This is a genomic window from Sphingobacterium sp. HMA12, from assembly GCF_002933815.1.
Lineage (GTDB): Bacteria > Bacteroidota > Bacteroidia > Sphingobacteriales > Sphingobacteriaceae > Sphingobacterium.
In genome coordinates, this window is sequence record NZ_BEYR01000005.1 from 126,817 (window position 1) to 143,776 (window position 16,960).

The window sequence follows — 16,960 nt, forward strand, 5'->3', positions numbered from 1 at the left end:
CGATTTGTGTAAATTTGTTTCAAATACAAACAATATGCAAAACATTAAAGAATATGTAGAAGCAAACAAGCAACGTTTTTTAGATGAGTTGTTTGATTTATTGCGTTTACCTTCGGTTAGTGCTGATCCTAAATTTAAGGGCGACGTACAGAAGACGGCTGAATTTGTTGCTCAAAAACTGCGTGACGCAGGCGCCGACAACGTAGAAGTTTGTGCCACTGCTGGCAATCCAATCGTTTATGGCGAAAAAATTATTGATCCGTCATTGCCAACTGTACTGACTTACGGTCACTACGATGTACAGCCAGCAGATCCATATGAGTTGTGGGATACCCCTCCTTTTGAACCGACTATCCGCGATGGTAAAATATATGCCCGTGGTTCAGCAGATGACAAAGGACAATTTTACATGCATGTAAAAGCTTTCGAATATATGATGCAAAACAATGCGTTGGCATGTAACATCAAATTTATGATCGAAGGTGAAGAGGAAGTTGGCTCTGTCAACTTAGGTACTTTCGTTAAGGAAAACACCGAAAGACTTAAAGCCGATGTTATTGTTATTTCGGATACCTCTATGATCAGCATGGCACAACCGTCTTTGGAGACCGGCCTTCGTGGTCTGTCTTATGTCGAGGTCGAAGTCACGGGGCCAAACCGGGATTTACACTCGGGTGTATATGGTGGTGCTGTTGCAAATCCAGCAACCATTCTCGCAAAACTTATTGCTTCCCTGCACGATGAAAACAACCATATCACAATCCCTGGATTTTATGACGATGTCGTTGAGTTAACGGCTGAAGAACGCAAAGCATTGAATGAAGCCCCATTTGATATCGAAGAATACAAATCAGATTTGGGTATTCAGAATATCTGGGGAGAGCAGGGATATACAACTTTAGAACGCACAGGAATCCGACCTACTTTGGAGGTCAATGGTATCTGGGGTGGATATATCGGTGAGGGTGCAAAAACTGTGTTACCTTCCAAAGCAAATGCAAAAATCTCCATGCGTCTTGTACCGAACCAAAATTCTGAACGCATTACTGAGTTATTCAAAAAACATTTTGAGGGTATTGCTCCAGATTATGTTAAAGTAGAAGTAAAACCGCATCACGGTGGTGAACCAGTAGTCACACCAACAGATAGCGTTGCCTATAAAGCTGCTGAAAAAGCGTTGCATGAAACATTTGGTGTAAAACCAATCCCTACCCGCGGTGGTGGATCTATTCCAATCGTTGCTTTATTTGAAGACGTTTTAGGACTAAAAACAGTGCTTCTTGGATTCGGACTTGACAGCGATAACCTGCATTCTCCAAACGAGAAGTATGGAATAGAGAATTACCTCATGGGTATCTCTACAATTCCTTTATTTCATAAATATTACGCAGAACTAAGTAAATAATTTAGTTTTTCTTTAGATAAAGGGTTATTTTTAAATTTTAGAAATAACCCTTTATCGTTTTATGGATTTTGATTTTCGTCTCATCGTTTTTTATACTGCAGCTCAGCATCTTAATTTTACCAAGACCGCTTCGGCACTTTTCATCTCACAACCTGCAGTCAGCAAAAACATTCAGGAACTGGAAAAAAAACTTGGTGTACCTCTTTTTGAACGAAAGGGAAATAATCTGGAGCTAACTGAGCCGGGACAAATTCTCTATAAATACGCCCAGCAGATCATCAATCTCTACAATCAGGCAGGACAGGAAATACAAGAACTACAAACAGGACGTAAGGGAAACCTTGTATTAGGAGCCAGCACGACGATTTCCCAATATGTACTTCCCACGTTACTGGCAGATTTCCTCTCCCAATACCCAAATAACCGCATCCAATCTTTCCAGTCCAACAGCCGTAGCATTGAAGAACAGCTTATTGACAAAACATTGGATTTGGGTATCACGGAGGGTTCAACAGATAACAGAGCATTAAAATATATCCCTTTTATGAAAGATGAGCTCGTATTGGTCACCAATAGCGAAAACCCACTATTAAAACAATTAAAAAAACCCATTCTTTCGGATATTACACGTTTACCTTTAGTGCTTCGCGAGCAGGGCTCAGGTACGCGTACCATTATTGAAAATGCTTTAAAAGAACAACGTATCAGCCTCTCAGAAATCCAGATAGAAATGATATTACCATCAACAGAAAGTATAAAAGGATACCTGGCCCGCCGCCACAGTTTTGCCTTTCTTTCTATTCATACGGTTCAACGGGAGGTCTTAAATAATCAATTGACCATTATAGATATTCCCCAGCTGTCTATTGAACGTTATTTTTATTTCACGCATCTATACGGTGGTCTTGCCGGTACCCCAAATCTATTCTTGCAGTTCTGCCTGAAACAAAATTTCAAGATATAACATTTGGTTATATCTCATAAAAAAACTTCGTTTTAATCGCTGTTAATAGACCGGTAGATTTGTACAAACGAATTAGAGGCATGGAATACAAAAAACTAACAAATTACCTAAAGGCGCTCAGTTGGATTATTATTGCATTGTTTATCACCTGTACAACACTCTGTGTATTTCCGCTTAAGCATGGAAGCACCGGTCAATCGACTGATTCACTCGCTGCAAGCAATGACTCACTGATTACCCATGTATCACAGTTCAAAGCCATATCCTTCAAAGACAATCCAGAAGGTGAAATGGCTAGTTACGGCGAGAAGCTGATCAAAAACACTTATGACTATTTTTACGATGGGGAAATAAAAATCGGAAATAAATTAGCATGCAGCAGTTGCCACCTCAACGGTGGGACAAAAGCTTTCGCAGCTCCCTATGTTGGACTCACAAATGTTTTCCCAACCTATATCGGACGGGAAAATAAAGTTGAATCACTGGAGGAGCGTATTAACGGCTGTTTTGAACGAAGTATGAACGGCCGCGCTATTCCCGAAAACAGCAAAGAAATGCGTGCTATTGTCACCTATATAAAAAATATCAGCATCAATACGGTCAATAAGGGAAGATTAACCGGCCAGGGATTTGTCAAAATGGACATACCAAATCGTGCTGCGGATCTAAAACATGGCCAGTTGGTCTTTGAAGGCAAATGTACAAGCTGCCATGGAAAAGATGGACAAGGTATGCCACAGTCCACGGGTAAAGGATATTTATATCCGCCACTTTGGGGAAAAGACAGCTACAACGATGGAGCCGGTATGGCACGATTGCTTACAGCTACACGTTTTATTAAAGCAAACATGCCCTTGGGAGCAAGTTATGACGCACCAGAGCTCAACGATGATGAGGCCTATGACGTCGCCGCTTACATCAATTCTTTTGATCGTCCCAAAAAAGCAAACAAGGAATTTGATTACCCGAATCTAGCAAAGAAGCCAAAGGATAGTCCCTATCCTCCATACGCAGATAACATTAGTTTAGAACAACATAAACAGGGACCTTATAATTTTTAATATGATGAAAAAACATTTGACAATTGCCTGCATCCTCTTAGCGATGACAACAATACAAGCGAAAGCTCAAACCAGCAAACTACTACTTGACAACCACCGATATACGGGCGCAATTGCTAAGAAAAAAACGTATAAAGCGATCTATCAATTGGATAGTAATGATCCAAAAACAATTGAGAAAGCCATTCGCAATATCAACAATGTGCTGAAAGATCCGCGGTTGAAAGGACATCTTCAAATTGAACTGGTGGCTTTTTCAGGAGGTACCGAGGCCTATCTAAAAAAGAATAGCCAGTATGAAAAACCATTGCAGGACCTCGTCGAAAAAGGTGTTATTGTCGCACAGTGTTTAAATACGTTGGAAGAGAAGCATATCGCAAAAGAAGAGCTATTTGATTTCATCGGTTATGTTCCCAGTGGGAACGGCGAATTGATCTTAAGGGGAGATGAAGGTTGGGTCATTGTTAAACCATAGTAAGATGAGAAAATTAATCACATTAAGTCTCGCTCTGGCTTGTTTTGCCGTTTCAAAAATTAAGGCGCAGGAACATCGTTTTGATCCACCTTGGAACAACCCGCCGGAATCAGCATTGAATTTCACAGTACCGGGAATAGATAACATTCCGGATCTGTACGGCGATATTGAAAATCCGCAACTCACTGTCTTTTTTGCCGGCAACCAATTTATGGTCGTGGATGATTTACTGGCATCTTTCAAAAAAGAATACCCACAATACGAACGTATTTTTGTCGAAACATTGCCGCCTGGAATTCTAGCGAAACAGATTAAAGGGGGCTCCATCACCATTGGCAATCTACGCATTACACACAAACCCGATATCTACACCGCAAGCAAACGCGCGATTAATGAAATGGCCGATTATTTCAGCCATACGCAAACTTATTGTTACAACAACATCTGTTTGATGATTCCAAAGGGTAATCCCGCAAATATCAAATCGTTGAATGATCTGGGGAAAGTCAATGTACGGATTAGCATGCCTAATCCGCAATGGGAAGGCATAGGTGAACAAATTAAGGCTTCCTATAAAAAAGCAGGCGGCGAACAGCTGGTCAAGAAAATTATGGAAGATAAGGTAAAGGACGGCAGTACGTATTTGACAAAAATACATCACCGCGAAAGCCCCATGCGCATCCTTTATAGTCAAGCAGATGTAGCGCCAGTATGGACATCTGAGGTCGTCTATCAACAGCTTATTGGTCATCCAGTAGAAGGCATAGCCATTCCAGATGCCCAGAATACCACAGCGACCTATGTGGCCGCAAAATTGAAAAATGCACCACACGCAGAGGCTGCAGATGATTTTTTAAAATTTATGGACTCCCCCACAGCCAAGCAGATCTACAAAAAGTATGGCTTTACAATAGACTAAAAAGAAAATGGATAATTAATTATCCATTTTCTTTTTTTACTTTAGGTCAAAATTAGTTGAATTGTATGGTTCTATTGCTCAAAAAACTCCATCGTTATTGGTATTTTATTAGCGTTCTACTTGTTTTCATCGTATTATTCCCTTATATCTATTTCCTGGCCCTGCATCCGGAAAAGAACTACGCCCGGATTGCGCGTATGCGGCGTTGGGTATCCATAGGGGGATCGGCATTGGCGGGTGTATTTTTTAAGGTCACCTATGAATCAAAAATGGACTGGAACAGACCAATGATACTTTGTCCCAACCATACTTCAGTGCTTGATATCACGGCGCTAACCTACCTATGTCCTGTCCCGTTTTCATTTATCGGGAAGGCCTCCCTTCTTAAAAATCCCGTAACCCGTATATTTTTCAAAACCATAGACATTCCGGTCACACGGAGAAGTAAAGTATCTTCATTTAAGGCATTTCAACGTGCCAACGAGCTTGTCCAAAATGGCCGCAGTGTCGTCATTTTTCCAGAAGGAAAAATAGATGACGGATTTCCACCTCAGATACATGCGTTCAAGTCTGGGGCTTTTCGTATTGCGGTACAAAATGATGTGCCCGTAGTTCCCATTATCATTGAGAACGCCTGGGATATCTTTTTTGATGATGGCGCCAAAAGAGGATCCCATCCGGGGATTGTCAGGGTCCATGTTTTTTCACCTATTGAAACAAAAGACTTTGACGACAACAATGCCGCAGACTTGGAGAAAATTGTTTATGACAAAATGCATTCCTATTGGATTATGAAGAATAAATCGTATTTTCATCAACCAGAGAACGTCCAAAAAATATGTCAGGAAAGATATTAATCGAAATCAAGGATATTGCACGTGAATACCAAATAGGCTCAGAGACAATCCATGCACTCAGCTCAGTAACGCTCAATATTCATAAAGGAGAATTTGTAGCACTTATGGGGCCTTCAGGATCCGGAAAATCCACGTTAATGAATATTCTGGGTTGCTTGGATACCCCCAGTAGGGGTGAATATATCCTAAATGGGATTAATGTAAGTGACATGTCTGAAGACGAGCTAGCTGAAGTAAGAAATAAGGAGATCGGCTTTGTATTTCAAACATTTAATCTCCTTCCTAAAAGCACGGCATTGGAAAATGTGGCACTCCCTTTAATCTATGCAGGATACAATAAAGCCAAGCGTGAAGAAAAAGCGACGGGCGCACTGGAAAGTGTTGGATTGGGACACCGTATGGATCACAGACCCAATGAGCTCTCAGGGGGACAACGTCAGCGCGTGGCTGTTGCCCGGGCGCTGATTAATGATCCGTCGATTATATTGGCCGATGAACCAACGGGGAATCTTGATACAAAGACATCCATTGAAATCATGGGTTTGCTCGAGGAGATTCATTCCAGGGGAAATACCATTATCTTAGTCACCCACGAAGAAGACATTGCGCTACATGCACATCGCATTGTACGCATGCGCGATGGTCTAATTGAAAACGATTACCCCAATCCTGATATTAAATCTGTGTCACCGCGGCTAAGTGCCCTAAATGAAAAAGGGAGCGACTTTGAGAATATTTAAAAATATTATTTCATTATAAATCAAACACTTATATTATTGACACAAAAATAACAGTTGATTTACTTGTTTAAGTTAAATTAAATGATAGTTTTGCGAAAATAGAGAACTTAAATTGTTTTTATATGTATTGGACATTAGAATTAGCTTCGCATCTAGAAGATGCACCATGGCCAGCAACAAAAGATGAATTAATCGATTACGCTATTCGTTCGGGTGCACCAGTTGAGGTGATTGAAAACTTACAATCTCTTGAGGATGATGGTGAGCCATATGAAAATATTGAAGAAATTTGGCCCGATTATCCAACAAAAGATGATTTCTTCTTCAATGAAGATGAATATTAGCAAATAAAAAACGCCTTTAGTCAAAGGCGTTTTTTATTTCAGAGAATTAATCCATTGTTATGAAGTTCAGTCTTAAGCTTATGAAGATAAAAGTAAAGGTATTGTTATTGACTTTCATAAGCTGTATGCTATCTATTCCCTTATTCGCTCAGGAAAGTCCCGCGGCGACAGAAAATATTGCTGTGTTAAGAAGATTTGTCCATCGTCTAAATGATCCCGATCTGGCGACTGACATCATTTTAAGTCAGGATATATTAACGTCAAAAAACCTCGATGAAGACCAACAGGAGTATCTTTTGGCCAGCTTAGACGAAATCCGGATCAATGTACAAAGCAAAGATATCAGTCAATTAGAATACATCAACTTTATAGCAGCTGGCCGGAAAGAAACCTACGATATTGACCTGGAAGGAATAGATCCGCAACAAGTATATTTCGTGAGGTATCTCAAACGTTTTGTTTTTGCCGCTGTTATTCGGGACAAAAAAATTGCCTCTTTTACCTTGGTCTCCAAAGGAAACAATAAAGCACATTTTGTATTCTATTAATCTTTCACATGTGTTATGGTCTTCCGTTTTTTCAGGCAATCTTATCTTTTTAAAATACTCATTTAGTTTGCCGTTGATCATCCTATTCCGATATGGAAAAGCACAATACGCTTGACTTATTTCAGGATTTCACGCAGCTGAACTTATGAGCCATCTTAAGCTTAGACTGCTTTCTTAAAAATTTTTCAATAAAAACACTTGCATTTTAGAATTCTATCAACCATATTTGTAATAATAAAAACGGAAATGATAATAACTGTATTAAATAAGGCTTGGTGGTGGCACAACGAATAACGTTGTGGCAAACACCTATTGCATTATTTGATATATACATCAAGATATGATGGGCTTGCCTGAATAAGGTAAGCCCTTTTTTATTTAAAAAAATATTATGAAAGAAATTTTAGCCCATTTATTTGAATACAAGACCTTTTCGCGGCAAGAAGCTTACGAGATTTTGACGAACATTGCCAAAGGTAAATATGATAGTCATCAGATCGCTGCTTTTATGACAGCTTATGGTATGCGCAGTATTCGGGTGGAAGAACTTGGCGGATTTCGAGATGCCATGTACGATCTGTGCCTCAAGCTGGATTTTGATGGCTATGACTTGATCGACTTATGTGGTACTGGCGGTGATGGCAAAAATACCTTTAATATTTCTACCATTGCTTCCTTCGTGACAGCTGGCGCGGGTTATCAGGTTGCAAAGCACGGCAATATAGGTGTATCATCGAGCTGCGGCTCCTCAAACGTAATGGAGTATCTAGGGTATCAATTCAGTAATGACAAGGCCGAATTACGGCGTCAGCTCGATGAAGCTAATATCTGCTTCCTTCACGCGCCGCTGTTTCACCCGGCTATGAAAACAGTGGCCCCTATACGCCGCGCATTGGGTGTAAAAACATTCTTTAACATGTTGGGCCCACTAACCAATCCGGCTAATCCCAAATTTCAATCTGTAGGTGTATTTAGCTTAGAACTTGCCCGGCTTTACGGCTATCTATATCAAAATACAAACAAACAATATTCCATCATCCATGCACTGGACGGTTATGATGAGATATCGATGACTGGAGATTTCAAGGTTATCAACAATCAGGGCGAAAATTATTATAATATGGAAGAGCTAGGTTTTCATCCAGTTCTTCCACAGGAATTAGCCGGTGGTGAGAGCATCGCCGAAGCAGCACAGACCTTCTTGTCCATCTTGAACAATACAGGCACAGATGTGCAGAACAATGTTGTTTTGACAAATGCGGCATTTGCCATAAAAACATTTCATCCTGAAAAATCTTTTGGTGACTGTTTCTATGAAGCCGAGGAATCACTTATGGCAGGAAAGGCGCTCCAAAGTTTCAAAAAAATAATAAAGCAATAAAATGGCGATTAAGATAAAAGTTTGTGGCATGAAACACCCTGACAATATCGTTGGGGTGGCCGCCCTTGCTGTTGACTACATCGGTTTTATATTTTATGAAAAATCCAAACGTTTTGTTGGCGATGCTAATCAAAAATATATCAAAGGACTCAAAGGTGTTATAAAAGTTGGTGTTTTTGTCAATGCGAACCTCACGGAGATCTATCGCAAAATAGAGGAGTTCGACTTAGATGCAGCTCAATTGCATGGTGATGAAAGTCCTCAATTCTGCGCAGAACTTAAGCAACATGCACCAGTGACCGTGATCAAAGCTTTTGGTATTGACACACATTTTGACTGGTCAATATTGGAAGCTTATGTAGGGGTAATTGACTATTTTTTATTTGACACCAAAAGTAATTCCTACGGTGGTACCGGTCTACAATTTGACTGGTCTTTGCTCCATCAATACAAACTTGATTGTCCCTATTTCCTCAGTGGCGGATTAGATGCGAACAATGTGAAAGACGCTGTACAAACAAATGATCCCAGGCTATATGCCTTGGATCTCAATTCAAAATTTGAAGTAGAACCAGGATTAAAAGATATCGATCTTTTAGCCCACAGTATAAATAGTATTAAGAAATGAGTATATATCAAGTCAATGAAAAAGGATATTATGGTCCATTTGGTGGTGCCTATATCCCCGAAATGCTCTATCCCAACGTAAAAGAGCTACGTGAAGAATATCTCAAGATAATCGAAGAGAAAAGTTTTCAGGAGGAATTTAACCAACTACTCAGTGACTATGTGGGACGCCCCTCCCCTTTGTATCATGCGAAACGACTGTCTGAAAAATATGGTACAACGATTTATCTCAAACGGGAAGATCTCAATCATACCGGCGCGCATAAGATCAACAATACCATCGGACAGATCCTATTGGCCGAACGTCTCGGAAAAAAACGCATCATTGCAGAAACAGGTGCTGGGCAACATGGTGTCGCTACGGCTACCGTTTGCGCACTAAAAGGGATACAATGTGCCGTGTATATGGGGGAAATTGATATCCAAAGACAGGCACCCAATGTCGCCCGAATGAAAATGATGGGTGCGGAAGTCATTGCCGCAACATCTGGTTCAAAAACACTCAAAGATGCGACAAATGAAGCTTTGCGCGATTGGATCAATAATCCTGTTGATACACATTACATTATTGGCTCTGTCGTAGGTCCACACCCTTATCCCGATATGGTTGCCCGATTTCAATCCATTATCTCTGAGGAAACAAAAAAACAATTGCTCATTAAAACAGGTAAAGAGAATCCAGACATCGTATTGGCTTGTGTGGGGGGAGGATCCAACGCTGCTGGAATGTTCTACCACTTCCTTGACGATGAAGCTGTACAGTTATATGCCGTAGAGGCAGCAGGACATGGCGTTGATTCCGGTGAATCTGCAGCTACTACAGCCCTAGGAAAAGAGGGCGTATTGCACGGTAGTCGATCCATCTTAATGCAAACTGATGACGGTCAAGTAACTGAACCTTATTCGATCTCTGCCGGACTTGATTATCCCGGTATCGGGCCACAACACGCTTGGCTATTTAAATCCGGAAGAGGAAAATACGTTAGTATAACAGATGATGAAGCTATGCATGCAGGATTGGAACTCACTCGACTAGAAGGCATCATCCCCGCGATCGAAAGTTCACATGCACTTGCGTATTTGGGTAAAATCCCTTTTAAAGGTGATGAAACCGTTGTGGTTTGTTTATCAGGGCGCGGCGATAAGGATCTCGATAACTATATGAAATACTTTGATTTTTAAAGCATGACTACAATTGAAAAAAAAGAAGGTAATCCCCTTCTATCGATATATTTTACAGCTGGGTATCCGGAATTGGATAGCACTCTCCGCATCGCTAAAAAATTAGAAGAAGCCGGTGCTGACTTTCTGGAAATCGGTTTTCCTTATTCCGATCCTGTTGCGGACGGACCTGTCATTCAACACAGTTCGGAAGTCGCCCTGGCAAACGGAATGACTGTCAAAAAATTATTTGAACAATTGCGCGAGCTACGCCAACAGGTAAAGATCCCCGTCTTTCTGATGGGCTATGTCAATCCTGTGATCCAATTCGGCGTAGAGAAATTTTGTGAAGAATGCAAAAATGTTGGTGTAAATGGCGTTATAATTCCTGATCTACCGATGTACGAATACGAGGATCTTTATAAGGAAACTTTTGAAAAAAATGGTATTGCAAATATCTTCATCGTTACACCGCAGACTTCAACAGAGCGTATCCGGAAAATAGACAGTCTATCCAATAGTTTTATCTACCTATTATCCTCCAATGCAACAACGGGTAAAACGCTGGATGTAGGCGAAGATACCAATGCTTATTTCAAGCGGATACATGATCTTCAGTTGAACAACCCCTTGATCGTTGGATTCGGAATTTCAAATAAAGAGGCTTTCCAGAAAGCAAGTCAACATACTGCCGGAGCAATTATCGGCAGTGCATTTGTAAAAAGACTTGGGGAAAAAGATTATATGGATCAAATCCCTGATTTTATCAAATCAATAAAAGGGTAAAACAACAACGATGTACTAACGTGAGTTCAAGGCAAGGCGATGGACTCACGTTATTACCTATTAAGTACCTCAAAAAATGCTGTATCACACAGCTATTGAATAGCCTATAGTTCCACTCTCTTTAAAAGATATATACCAACTTCATACATAATTTACTAATATTGTAGCGTAAATACGCTTGAGCTAATAATATGCCTTTTAGGAGTGTTTATTTAACCAAAGACGGATATACACAATCTGATTACATTCTGTTAACAACCAATTCATGTATAACCAATAGTTTCGCGAAATGAAGAGTAAAGCTGAAGATCTGAATTATACCGCATGGATCATTCGCTTAAATGCAGGTGAAATGATAGCTTTTGAATGGTTGTACAATACGTACAAGCATCAGCTAGCAGGCAATCTGCTTAAACTCGTAAAAGCGCCCGATATTGCCGAAGATATCCTCCATGATGTTTTTGTTAAAGTTTGGGAAAATAGAACGAAGATTGATCCTGAACGTTGTTTTGAAGGCTATCTCTATCGCATAGCAGCCAATATGGTTGCTGACTTTTATCGAAAAATCAGTAAAGATCGAAATTATCAGGACTATCTTATCAATATCCAAGAAACGGTTTACCAACATATAGATGAGCTTTTGGAAAATAAATACAGAAGAGAACTGATAAATAAGGCGCTAACAGAACTCCCTCCTAAATGCAGGACCGTATTCCAATTATGCAAAATAGAGGGCCGTAGTTATGAGGAAGTTTCAGATCTTTTACAAATATCTCCAAATACCATTAGCAACCACCTAAATCGGGCTAATAAGAAAATATTAATGTTTCTACAGAATCCCGTAAATCTCCCTTATTTCCTTCTTCTTCTGTGGGCTAAATAACTCTTCCGAAAAAAATAAAAAATAATTTCAATTTGATGTAGTGACTTTTCTGTAGTAAGGCGTAATAGATATAAAACAAGTGCCTTGGAAAAGAAAAATTTGAATAAACTGTTTCAGGATTTTATTGTCAACCGTAGCTCAGCTGAGGACATTGAACAATTGATGCAACATTTTGGTTCTACAGCATCCACGGAGCATCTATATGATCTGATAAAAGAACAGCTTACTATCCCCCAATCCGAACAGTCGCCCCAAGCTGTTGAGTCAATAGTAGGTTCTGTTGATAAAAAAATAGCACAAACACTATCAACGTTTCAGGAAAGGGAAAAGAAGCAAAGAAAAACACAAAAATTATGGAGATTTGCTTCGGCAGCAGCAATTTTAATCCTCAGCATTTTAACTATATTTTGGCAATACAAACCGAATATCTCCAAAAATGTAACGCAACAACTTGTCGAAAAGCATCCGGAAGAAATCCTTCCAGGAAAAAAACAAGCCCGCCTGACACTTTACAATGGTGAAAAGCTGGAATTCGATAAACAACACACAGTCAATGAGAAAAATAGTGCAGCCAATCTTAACTATGAAGAAGGCCGGTTGGTTTATAGCGGAAGCTCTCCTGAAGAAGCTATTCAATGGAACATGCTCGAAGTTCCAAAAGCTGGGACTTTTGAAATACAGCTACCAGATGGATCAACTGTTTGGGTAAATGCCAATTCCAAGCTCTATTTCCCCAACCGTTTTCCAACAGACCAACGCTTTGTCAGAATCGAAGGTGAAGCCTTCTTTAAAGTACAGAAAGACAAAAAACGTCCGTTTAAAGTTCAAACCGGGGATCTCAATATCTCGGTATTAGGCACCTCATTCAATGTCCGCGCCTATAATAACAAGCATATATCAACTACACTGGTAGAAGGATCGGTTCAATTGACATATCATGATCAGCACATCATCATGACACCAGGGGAAAAAGCATTTATAGATGAAACAAACAAGCTAAAAATACAAACTATTGATATTGAAAGTGCTACTGCATGGAAAGAAGGATATTTCTATTTTAAAGATGAATCTCTAGGAAAGATATTGCAAGATATTAGTAATTGGTATGATCTGAAAGTCAGTATAATTGGAAATTTACCTAGCGGCCGATATAGTGGTAGTATGGACCGCAACAGTAAATTAAATGGCGTACTGAAAATGCTTGCCAATGTTGGTAATCTGGATTTTACCCTGAATGGCAATCACCTTACAGTTAAACAAAAAAACAAATAAAAAACCGCCTATGATAAAAAGTTAATATAAAAAAATACGGAGATGGTGGTAACATCTCCGCAATCTGTTCAAAAAAGCTGTTCAAAAAATCATTAAACAACCTTATTCAAAATTATGGAATATTTCTGTGATCGTAAAGAAACGATACGACTATATCGTTTCTTTACTGTGCATTATTTAATCATTAGAAGAATGAAATTGACAATCATCTTCATCTTGTTATCAATTGGGCTAAATGCTAAAACCAATGGACAACAAATCAACCTATCAGTCAAGCAGATGCGCTTAGAAAGTGTGTTAAAAAAAATAACACAGCAGACTGATTACAAATTTTTCTATTCAAGTGATCTGATTAACAAAGTAGAGTCGGTCAATCTTACCATAGAACGAGCTTCTTTAGAAGAAACATTGGAAAAGATCCTCACACCGAGAGGATTGAGCTACCAAAAGATGGCCAGAACAATTACAATTACCGTCGCCAATACACTCCAACAGCTCGAAGTGTCAGGCTCTGTTAGAGATAGTAAAGGCCCGCTCGCGGGTGTCAACATCTATATAAAAGCCGACAGCAAAATTGGAACACGAACAGACTCGGAAGGAAGATTCACAATAAGGATACCGGCCGCATCGACACTTGTTTTTAGTTTTCTTGGATATGAGAAACAAGAAATTCCTGTCCGAGATACAGAAATGCACATTATCTTAAACGCCGCTAATAATGCTATGGCCGAAGTTGTTGTCACTGCTCTGGGCATCAACAAGGAAAAACGTAAAGTAGCTTATGCAGCACAAGACATCAAGGGAGAAAGTTTGACCACCGCCCGTGAGCCTAATGTTGCTTCTAGTCTAGTTGGAAAAGTTGCCGGCCTCCAGATCAGAACCAAATCTACTTTATTTGAAAATCCCGAAATTACATTGAGAGGCGGTAATGCTACAATCGTCATTGATGGGGTTCCTGCTCCCGATGGTTTTGATATGTGGAGCCTGAATGCAGATGATATTGAAAATATCACGGTATTGAAAGGAACCGCCTCATCAGCTTTATATGGCTCAGTGGCACAAAATGGTGCTATTATGATCACAACCAAAAAGGGCAAAGGCGGAAAGTCGGGAATTGAACTCACTTACAACTCAAGTACAGAATTTCAAGCTGGATTTTTACGTATTCCCAAGACACAACAGGACTATGGTATGGGATTCAATGGAAAATACGCCTTTGTAGACGGCAAAGGTGGCGGTATCAATGATGCCTATGGTTACGTTTGGGGACCTAAGCTCAATCAACCTGACCCCAGTACAAGCAGTGGTTTTGTCGAAATACCACAATACAACAGTCCGATGGACCCGCAAACAAATAAATTAAAACCACTTCCGTGGATCAGTAGAGGAAAAAACAATTTGAACAATTTCCTAGACAATGGGTTAATTACAACACATAATGTAAGCGTAGCCGGTTCGACAGAAAAATCGGATTACCGCATTTCCCTCTCCCATCTTTATCAAAAGGGACAAGTCCCCAATACTAAACTAAATGCAACGACTTTGAGTCTTGCAGGCAAGCTTAAATTAAATAGTAAACTCGATGCCGAAGCGACCTTATCTTATAATAGACAATACTCTCCGAATTACCCAAATAGTGATTATTCACCCGACAATTATCTTTACAACATCGTCTTATGGATGGGCCCAGATGTAGCTATACAGGATCTGCGTAATTATTGGAAACCAGGTCGCGAAGGCTTAGAGCAAGTAACATACAACTACAGTTGGTACAATAACCCTTGGTTTTTGGCATACGAGAAGGAAAGAGCTTACACGAATGACGTGATTGTTTCTCAGGGAAATATCAAATACAGCTTTAACAATGACCTAAAATTACTCGTTCGCGGCGGTATTACCACAAATTTTGCTAACAGTGAAAGCCGTATTCCCTACAGTTATATTAACTATGGCACAGATGCGGCACCTTATGGCAACTATAGTGTCAATCGTAAAAATCGGATGCGCTTTGTCAGCGATGCCCTGCTGACCTATGACAAAAAAATAGCTCAAGACTTTACGATTACCGCCAGTGTCGGGGCAAGTACCAGATTAGACCAATACAACAAACTGGAATCAAAGACAACCGGCGGACTATCTGTACCGGAGTGGTACAATTTAGATAATTCTAGGGATCCAGTCCGCTCGACTAATGAACGTATTGAAAAACAGGTCTATGGAATGTATGGATATGTTGATTTGGATTATCGCAATATGGCAACCTTAAGTTTAACAGGAAGAAATGATTGGACCTCAGCGCTGCAATCTCCTTATAACTCTTATTTTTACCCTTCAGCATCACTAAGCCTAATTGTGTCTGAAATGTTTCAATTACCCAAAGTAGTCTCCTATTTCAAACTTCGCGGTGCAGTGACAGATGCCACCACAGATATAGATGCGTATAGCGCACTGCTAACCTACGAAATCGGCAGTCGATGGAATGGAAATCCGTCCTTGTATCTACCTAATGCCTTACGTCCTCCAGGATTAAAACCTAATAAAACAATCTCTCAGGAATATGGTGCTGAATTACGTTTGTTTCGCAATCGGATCGGCTTTGATTTTACCTACTTCAACTATGACCGAACGAACAATGTTGTTGAAGTCCCATTATCGGAAGCTTCAGGATTTGCAAAACTTCAGGTGAACGGTGACCGTTACCGCCGGAGAGGTATCGAACTTGTCGTATCCGGAACGCCTGTACAAACGGAGAATTTTAAATGGAGTACAACATTAAATTATTCAAGATTACGCAATACTGTACTTGAATATTACGGTGGTGAAGAAATTCGCGGTGGCGTAAAAGTCGGGGAACGAATGGATGTTTATCGCGGCTGGGCATGGCAAAAATCTCCCGACGGACAAATTGTTCATGAAAATGGGATTCCACAATATATTAATCAGCAGGTCAATCTAGGCTATACAGATCCCAACTGGGAATTTGGTTTTCTGAATAGCTTTCAATATAAAAACTTTGGACTTTCTTTTGCTTTTGACGGCCGTATCGGCGGCAAGACTTATAATGGTTTAGAAGCGAAAATGTACGAGGGTGGTATGCATCCCAATACCGCAAATAGTTATCGTGAGGAGGCCTATCTCGGCCAGAAAACATACATGGCGGGAGGTGTAACCCAAACAGGAGGAAATGTGACCTATGATGCACAAGGGAATATTATGACGGATTCTCGGACATTTGCCCCTAATACTAGCTCTGTAAACTATGTAGATTGGGTATTTGCAACTTATACAAACGGAATTGATGAATCTGTTCTCTACGATCGTACATTTGTCAAACTTCGTGAATTAACACTGAGCTATCAGGTACCTACAACTCTTTTACGTAAAACACCTTTTAAGACTGCCAGCGTTTCGCTAGTAGGACGTAACTTATTGTTATGGTCTAAAGTTCCTTATATGGATCCTGATGGTTATAGTAATTTACAACTCGCTGAACCGACTGTTCGCAACATCGGTTTCAATGTCAATTTCAAATTCTAA

Annotated in this window: 16 protein-coding genes; all 16 read left to right on the forward strand. The window is 40.0% G+C overall.

The features are described from left to right. Nucleotides 1-34: 34 nt before the first annotated feature. Nucleotides 35-1,405: a dipeptidase gene (locus tag HMAT_RS21565; RefSeq protein WP_104384921.1), complete on the forward strand. Its 1,371-nt coding sequence runs from the start codon at nt 35-37 to the stop codon at nt 1,403-1,405. Nucleotides 1,406-1,466: 61 nt separating this feature from the next. Next, entirely contained in the window at nt 1,467-2,369 is a 903-nt protein-coding gene (locus HMAT_RS21570; RefSeq protein WP_104384922.1) for a LysR family transcriptional regulator, read from the forward strand. Nucleotides 2,370-2,449: 80 nt separating this feature from the next. Further along, nucleotides 2,450-3,430, forward strand: a complete 981-nt coding sequence (locus tag HMAT_RS21575; protein ID WP_104384923.1) for a c-type cytochrome — start codon at nt 2,450-2,452, stop codon at nt 3,428-3,430. A 1-nt stretch (nt 3,431) separates the two neighbouring features. Further along, nucleotides 3,432-3,905, forward strand: a complete 474-nt coding sequence (locus tag HMAT_RS21580; RefSeq protein ID WP_104384924.1) for a DsrE family protein — start codon at nt 3,432-3,434, stop codon at nt 3,903-3,905. Between the two features lie 4 nt (nt 3,906-3,909). Continuing rightward, entirely contained in the window at nt 3,910-4,824 is a 915-nt protein-coding gene (locus HMAT_RS21585) for a substrate-binding domain-containing protein (RefSeq protein WP_104384925.1), read from the forward strand. 65 nt (nt 4,825-4,889) lie between these two features. After that, nucleotides 4,890-5,681 (forward strand): 1-acyl-sn-glycerol-3-phosphate acyltransferase, encoded by a 792-nt coding sequence (locus HMAT_RS21590; protein WP_104384926.1) that lies wholly within the window; start codon nt 4,890-4,892, stop codon nt 5,679-5,681. Continuing rightward, a complete protein-coding gene (locus HMAT_RS21595; RefSeq protein WP_104384927.1) occupies nt 5,663-6,421 on the forward strand; it encodes an ABC transporter ATP-binding protein in 759 nt (252 codons plus the stop codon). The genes HMAT_RS21590 and HMAT_RS21595 overlap by 19 nt, the downstream gene beginning before the upstream one ends. Nucleotides 6,422-6,543: 122 nt before the next feature. After that, the gene (locus HMAT_RS21600; RefSeq protein WP_028072584.1) at nt 6,544-6,765 is read left to right on the forward strand and encodes a DUF2795 domain-containing protein; all 222 of its coding nucleotides are present in this window, start codon (nt 6,544-6,546) and stop codon (nt 6,763-6,765) included. 80 nt (nt 6,766-6,845) lie between these two features. Beyond that, nucleotides 6,846-7,313, forward strand: a complete 468-nt coding sequence (locus HMAT_RS21605; protein ID WP_104384928.1) for a hypothetical protein — start codon at nt 6,846-6,848, stop codon at nt 7,311-7,313. Between the two features lie 391 nt (nt 7,314-7,704). Further along, nucleotides 7,705-8,694 (forward strand): anthranilate phosphoribosyltransferase, encoded by a 990-nt coding sequence (trpD, locus tag HMAT_RS21610; RefSeq protein WP_104384929.1) that lies wholly within the window; start codon nt 7,705-7,707, stop codon nt 8,692-8,694. 28 nt (nt 8,695-8,722) lie between these two features. Then, nucleotides 8,723-9,322, forward strand: coding sequence for a phosphoribosylanthranilate isomerase (locus HMAT_RS21615; RefSeq protein ID WP_233789487.1), 600 nt, complete (start codon nt 8,723-8,725; stop codon nt 9,320-9,322). Beyond that, the gene (gene trpB, locus HMAT_RS21620; RefSeq protein ID WP_104384931.1) at nt 9,319-10,503 is read left to right on the forward strand and encodes a tryptophan synthase subunit beta; all 1,185 of its coding nucleotides are present in this window, start codon (nt 9,319-9,321) and stop codon (nt 10,501-10,503) included. Before HMAT_RS21615 ends, trpB begins: the two co-directional genes overlap by 4 nt. Before the next feature lie 3 nt (nt 10,504-10,506). After that, nucleotides 10,507-11,268, forward strand: coding sequence for a tryptophan synthase subunit alpha (gene trpA / locus HMAT_RS21625; RefSeq protein ID WP_104384932.1), 762 nt, complete (start codon nt 10,507-10,509; stop codon nt 11,266-11,268). A 289-nt stretch (nt 11,269-11,557) separates the two neighbouring features. Beyond that, on the forward strand, nt 11,558-12,151 hold the full coding sequence (locus HMAT_RS21630; RefSeq protein WP_104384933.1) for an RNA polymerase sigma factor: 594 nt from the start codon (nt 11,558-11,560) through the stop codon (nt 12,149-12,151). Between the two features lie 84 nt (nt 12,152-12,235). Next, complete coding sequence (locus tag HMAT_RS21635) at nt 12,236-13,423, forward strand: FecR family protein (RefSeq protein ID WP_104384934.1); 1,188 nt, start codon at nt 12,236-12,238, stop codon at nt 13,421-13,423. Nucleotides 13,424-13,615: 192 nt separating this feature from the next. Next, the gene (locus tag HMAT_RS21640) at nt 13,616-16,960 is read left to right on the forward strand and encodes a SusC/RagA family TonB-linked outer membrane protein (protein WP_158656040.1); all 3,345 of its coding nucleotides are present in this window, start codon (nt 13,616-13,618) and stop codon (nt 16,958-16,960) included.